The following is a 6,078-nucleotide window of genomic DNA, read 5'->3' on the forward strand; positions in this document are numbered from 1 at the left end:
ATATAGGATTTAGTTTTAATAATTTTTACTTATTAAGTGTTATAGGCATAGTTAATATTATTATTTTGATATTATGTTATTATTTGCTTGGTGTTATTAGAGTTTTTAAATTTATTAGTAGGGATATTACATGATATATTTACGGTTTATTCTTTTATTTTGTATTGTTATTAATTCTTTTTGTGTAAATAAATCACCAGCATTGTCAAATGGGTCTTTATTGCCTTTAAGGCCTGAAACTAAAATAAATGAAGATAGAGTAAAAGATGCTTTAGAGAGTGATTCATCTAAAAAGTCTACGTTTAGAGATATTGATTTGAATATAAAGCAGGTAAATGATGTTATTTCCTATGGACTTGATGTTCAGGTTATTGAAATTATTGATAGTCTTAGAAAATCAGGTGATGGGGAATACAATGCTTTACTTGAAAAGAGATTACAAAAAACTTTTAATATTGATCTTAAACGGGCAATTCTTGACTTATTTTTGTCACTTCAGTATGAAGGTGGTATTGATGCTTCAAATGATATTCTTAATAATTATGAAAGTAATAGATATCCTAATGATTTGATTAATTTGGCAATTTTATATCTTAAAAAGTTAGGTGATAAGAATGACTTAAAGAAAACTCTTATTGATATTCTTGAAAATAAAGAAGGAAATATTGTAGCTATTGCTGCTTATTATCTTGGTGAACTTTCTTCCCCTGAGTATTCTAGAGAGATGATGAATGTTTATGATAAGTATTCTAATAATGATGGTGTTAAATCAGCAATACTGATTGCTCTTGGTAAATCTAATGTTATTGATTATGCAGACAGATTTTATGAAATTTCTATTGATAATTATGAAAATCCGTCCATTAAGGCTTCAGCTATTAAAGCATTATCATATCTTGCTCCTGAGAAAATAACAGAAAATGCCCATCTATATCTTCAAAATAATAATAATAATCACAATATTAAGCTTGCTATTATAGAAGCACTCTCAAGAGATGTGTCTTTAAAATCAAAAGATATTTTGCATGATTTTTTAAGAGATTCTGATGCAAACATTAGAATTCGTGCTGTTGAGGCTATTAAGGAGCATAATGATATTGATTCAAAAGAGGTGTTAATTTATAAAATAAAAAGTGATCCTTCTTCAAAAGTTAGAGAAGCTTCTGGTAAAGCGTTAGTGGATATGGGTTCTGGTTATGAGGCTATACAAAAAATAGTGTTTGATTTTTCTGTTGAGAGTAACTTTAAGTTTATTGTTTTTAGTTATCTTCTAGATAAAGATATACATTCTGCTCGTTCTATTGCTTTAGATCTTTTGAATAAAGAAAATATTAATAAACCTTCAAAATTTCTTGTAAATATTGCTATGTTATTTGCATCTAAGAAGGGTAATTTTGATGATTTTTATTCTAAAATTATTGAGAGTCAAAATATGAATTTAATGAATCTTGCAATTAAGGGAGCTGTTTATAATAAATCAGCATTACTTTTAGATAGACTTAAAGAAATTAAAAAAACAACTAATTCAGAATATTTAAAAAAGCTCTTAGTAAATTATTGATATAATCTTTTTAAGATTTCTATTGCTGTTTCTTTTTTTGACATTCCTCGAAATTACCTAAAGACAACTTTATCTTTATTTATTATGTCCAAATCTAATTTACATTTGATCCAAAACAATATAAGCATTCCAATAATATAGTCTAAATTTTTTGTTTCTAATTTTTCTCTTGCTTTTTTTATTAAAATTTCATCTTTTTGAGCGCAAAATCCGATGACAATTTGGTTTTTAGTTTTGTTTTTTCCTATGTGTTCAATTATGTCTAAGTTTTTGACCAATTTAATATTAAGTTCTTCTATATTATTTTTTTCAATTTTAGTTTTATAAATTTTATCAGGTCTAAAGTCTGCTACAGCAGCGGTTCCAATTATTATGTCAAATTCTTTGTATATGTCTATTGTTTCCTTGTACATTTCTGCTGCTGTTTTTATTCTAATGACATTTATTCCATAAGGTGTTTCTTCATTGCTTGGCCCTGTAATGATTGTAACATTGGCTCCAAGATTTTGTGCTTCAATACCTATATTGAAACCCATTTGTCCTGTTGATTTATTAGAAAAATAACGAATAGGATCTAATGCTTCTTCGGTTCTTGAAGCAGTTATTAATATTTTTTTGTTTTTTAATGGTAATTTTGTCATGGATGAATTTGATATGATACTTAAAATATCATTTTCGTTTTTAAGGCGTCCAATAGCATTTAAAGAACATGCCAAAAAACCTTTATCAGGTTCAATAAATTTGTAATTGTATTTTTGTAATTTTTTAATGTTTTCTTGTAAAATGGGATTTTGATACATTATGTTGTTCATTGCTATTGCAAAATAAGTTGGTGCTTTACTTGCGGATAATACTATGCTTAAAATATCATCAGCAATTCCAGCTGCAATTTTAGAAATAAAATTATATGTTGCTGGAATAATTAATATTAAATCAGCCCATCTTGCTAAGTTTATGTGTTCTACTTCTTCATGATTGGTATTCCACAGGTTTGTAATAACTTTGCTTTTAGAAAGAGTTTCTAGTGTTAGGGGTGTAATGAATTTAGTTGCATTTTCTGTCATTATGACCTTAACGTTATATCCCATTTTAATTAAATTTGAGATAATATAAGCTGCTTTATAAGCTGCGATTCCCCCGCATACTCCTATTAATATATTTTTGTGTTTTTTCATATTTATTTTATAGAATATTATATAATTGTATTTAATATTTTTAAAAGGATTTTTATTGATAAATAAAGTATTTTTTGCAAGTGTCATATATTTATTTTTATTTGTCTGATCGCGTATTGCATCTTCTTCATCTGATTTTTTTATTGCTATATTTAATATTCCTATTTGGTTTTTATTATCATGTATTTTTTTTCCTCTTCTTAGTTTTTTATTGGTATGTATTTTTGTAATCATTTTTAGAAATGACTAAGGCATGTGTTTTATTTTTTGTTTTTTTAGTTTTATATTGTTTGTATGGTTTTTTGTTTCGAGGGAAAAAAGAGGAAAAAGTATTTTTACGTGATTATTTTCTTGCAAATCGTGGTTTGAATTTTTTTGTAATGGCATTGGTTGTTGCATCTACTTATGTTAGTGCTAGCAGTTTTATTTCAGGACCTTCGGCTGTTTATAGATATGGATTGTCTTTTATATTCTTAGCAGTTATTCAAATTCCTACAAGTTTAATTTCATTTGTTATTGTTGGAGAGAAATTAAACTTGGAGTCTAAAAAAATTAATGCTATAAATATTATTGATTATATTGGGTATAGATATTTTAGTCGTTCTTTAGTTGTAATTAGTAGTGTTATATTGATTTTTTTTTCTTTGTTTTTAATTTCGGCTCAACTTATGGGAGGAGCTAAACTTTTAGAGGTTTTTTTTCAAATTAATTATATTGATGCTCTTATTTGCTTTGCTCTCTTTGTTTTTTTATATGTGTGTTTTGGTGGATTTAAGATGATAGCATATATGGATTTGATACAGGGAATTTTAATGGTCATATCATCTGTGTTATTATTTACAAAATTAATTGATTTGGGCGATGGGATTGGTGATCTTTTTAGGATGGCTCAGTTAGGACTTAGGGAGGATTTATTATTACCATCAAATTTGGATTTAAAAATAGGCTATATAATTTCTTTTTGGATATTAATAGGAGTTGGGATGTTGGGATTGCCACAATTTGTTAATAATTTTATAGCCTTTAAAGATGTAAAAACAATTAGATATTCTCTTCCTATTGTTACTTTTATGATAGGGTTTTTAATTGTTATTATGCATTTAATAGGTTTTTTTTCACTTGTTATTTTTCCTAACTTAGCGGCAAATGATAAAGTTATTTTGGATATAGCATTAAAAGTGTTAAATCCCAATGTATTTATATTTTTTTTTGTAGGACTTGTGTCAGCTATAATGTCTACAATAGATTCAGGACTTCTTTTAATGTCTTCTACTTTAGTTAAGGTAATATTGTTATTAAGTAGAAATATTGGTGATAAAATAGGAGTTAAAAGTATTACCATTATTTCTAATGTTTGTTTTATGTCAATAATAGTTTGGTTATCTTTAACTCCACCTGATTTTTTGTTTTTTATAAATATTTTTGCGATTGGAGCTTTGGAAGTTTCATTTTTTTCTATTATTGTTTTTGGTCTTTATTTTAATTTTGTAAGTAAGATATCAGCTTTTATTTCTCAGTTTACAGGGCTTTTGAGTTATTTGTTGATAATTTTTTGTGATAAAGCAAGTATATATGATGTTCATCCTATTGTTCCTTCATTTTTTATTTCGATATGTTCATTTTTGATAGTTAATTTTATTTGTAAAAAATGTAGTAAAATTTAGTTGTATGTTGTTTGGGGATGTTAAGAGCGTTGGGAAGTATAATGTTATTAATGTTTTAAATAATGACGATGGTAAAAGACTTGATGTAGTTTTAGTAAAATTTTTAAAACTTCCTAAATCAAAGGTAATAAAACATATTAGAAATGGTGATATTCGTTTAAATAATCTTAAGGTTTCTTTTTCACAACGGGTTTTAAAGGATGATAAAATTTATTTGTATAAGCCTTTAGTGCAAGGTTTAAATTTAAATGGTGTTGTAATTAAAAATAAAACCGATATATTAAGAGATGTAGAGAGTAGATTGGTCTATGAGGATAAGGATTTACTTGTAATTAATAAAAGAAAGGGGGTTTTAGTTCATGGAGATGGGTATTCACTTGATGTTTTGATTAATGCTTATCTTTTAGATGAAAATCTTGCATCTCTTAGTTTTAAGCCTTCTGCTGTACATAGGTTGGATAGAAATACTTCAGGTCTTATTGTTTTTGCAAAGAATATATATTCTGCAAGAATTTTAAGTAAAGCATTTAGTAGTGGTATTGTTACCAAAAGGTATTTAGCTTTACTTGATGGTGAGATTAGAAAATCTTTAACTTATAAGAACTTTTTGTATCGGGATAAAATTGTAAAGAAAACTTTTGTTATGGATAATTTAAATAGTAATATAAATAAATTTAATGCTATAACTATTGTTAAGCCACTTTTGGTGTCTAAGTTTGCTACACTTGCTGAAGTGTCAATTAAGACAGGATTTACGCATCAAATAAGAGCACAGTGTGCTTTTAATAATCATGCTTTAATTGATGATAAGAAATATAATCCTAAATTTAAAAAAAATAATTACTTTTTACATTCTTTTTTGATAAACTTTAACCATTCTTTCTTTTTAAGAAATGAATTTTTTGTTGAACCTAGTTCAGATTTTGTAAAACGGATAAATAGTATTTTTGGTGTTTATGACTTTAAAGAATTTATTTAAGAAGCTCACATTTAAAAATGCTTTAGGTGCAATTAAGGACATTTCAATTGTTATTAAACATAAATTTGTAAAGATTAAGGTTTATTCTTTAGTAGGTGTTGCTGGTACTGGAAAAAGTTTTAGATCACATTTAATTGCAGATAAATATTCTATTCCTTTAATTATTGATGATGGTGTTTTAATTAAGAACATGAAGATTATTGCTGGGACTTCTGCTAAGTTTGAAAATAATGTGTTTGATGCAATAAGGCGTTCTATTTTTGAAGATGATGTTCATAGGAATGAAATTGTTGAAGCTCTTCGTAAAGAAAATTTTAATAAAATATTAATATTGGGAACAAGTGTTCGGATGATAGATAAAATAACATCTAGGCTTTTTTTACCAAATTCTTCTAAGATTATTTATATAACAGATATTTCTACTAAAAAAGAAATAGAAAAGGCAAGAATTTCAAGGCAGATGGGTGAACATGTTGTTCCAGCAGCTGCTTTTGAGATAACATCTATTAAGCCAAATTTATTGTTGGATTCAATTCGAGTTTTTTTTAAACGTAAAGGGTTTTTATCAAAGAAAAGGAACTATATTCGTTCTATTGTAAAACCTAATTTTCATGATGAAGGAGGTATTTTATCTGTTTCCAAAAATGCTGTAAGACAAGTGATTGAACATTGTGTTTCTGAATATAATAAAGATTATAT

4 protein-coding genes and 1 pseudogene are annotated in these 6,078 nt (G+C 26.3%); 4 read left to right on the forward strand and 1 reads right to left on the reverse strand.

Going from position 1 to position 6,078, the window contains the following annotated elements; genetic code table 11:
- Positions 1-130: 130 nt before the first annotated feature.
- Positions 131-1,561: a HEAT repeat domain-containing protein gene (locus BN1173_RS04170; RefSeq protein WP_040236838.1), complete on the forward strand. Its 1,431-nt coding sequence runs from the start codon at positions 131-133 to the stop codon at positions 1,559-1,561.
- Positions 1,562-1,614: 53 nt separating this feature from the next.
- Here the strand turns inward: BN1173_RS04170 and coaBC are convergent, their stop codons facing one another.
- Positions 1,615-2,736 carry a bifunctional phosphopantothenoylcysteine decarboxylase/phosphopantothenate--cysteine ligase CoaBC gene (gene coaBC / locus BN1173_RS04175; RefSeq protein ID WP_052456032.1) on the reverse strand — a complete coding sequence of 374 codons (1,122 nt, stop codon included), beginning with the start codon at positions 2,734-2,736 and terminating at the stop codon, positions 1,615-1,617.
- Positions 2,737-2,978: 242 nt separating this feature from the next.
- On the opposite strand from coaBC, the gene panF reads away from it, so the two are divergent.
- The 3 genes and pseudogenes from panF to BN1173_RS04195 all read left to right on the forward strand — a co-directional run.
- The gene (panF, locus tag BN1173_RS04185) at positions 2,979-4,400 is read left to right on the forward strand and encodes a sodium/pantothenate symporter (RefSeq protein WP_040236840.1); all 1,422 of its coding nucleotides are present in this window, start codon (positions 2,979-2,981) and stop codon (positions 4,398-4,400) included.
- 4 nt (positions 4,401-4,404) lie between these two features.
- Positions 4,405-5,379 carry an RluA family pseudouridine synthase gene (locus tag BN1173_RS04190; RefSeq protein ID WP_014696629.1) on the forward strand — a complete coding sequence of 325 codons (975 nt, stop codon included), beginning with the start codon at positions 4,405-4,407 and terminating at the stop codon, positions 5,377-5,379.
- Positions 5,380-5,431: 52 nt separating this feature from the next.
- Positions 5,432-6,078, forward strand: a pseudogene (locus tag BN1173_RS04195) (hypothetical protein); the annotation flags it as partial.

The organism is Borrelia crocidurae, assembly GCF_000825665.2.
Taxonomy (GTDB): domain Bacteria; phylum Spirochaetota; class Spirochaetia; order Borreliales; family Borreliaceae; genus Borrelia; species Borrelia duttonii.

Excerpts from the sequence above, each read along its gene's own strand:
- coaBC (WP_052456032.1), bottom strand. The coding sequence starts at position 2,736 with ATGAAAAAACACAAAAATATATTAATAGGAGTATGCGGGGGAATCGCA.
- panF (WP_040236840.1), top strand. The coding sequence starts at position 2,979 with ATGACTAAGGCATGTGTTTTATTTTTTGTTTTTTTAGTTTTATATTGT.
- BN1173_RS04170 (WP_040236838.1), top strand. The coding sequence starts at position 131 with ATGATATATTTACGGTTTATTCTTTTATTTTGTATTGTTATTAATTCT.
- BN1173_RS04190 (WP_014696629.1), top strand. The coding sequence starts at position 4,405 with ATGTTGTTTGGGGATGTTAAGAGCGTTGGGAAGTATAATGTTATTAAT.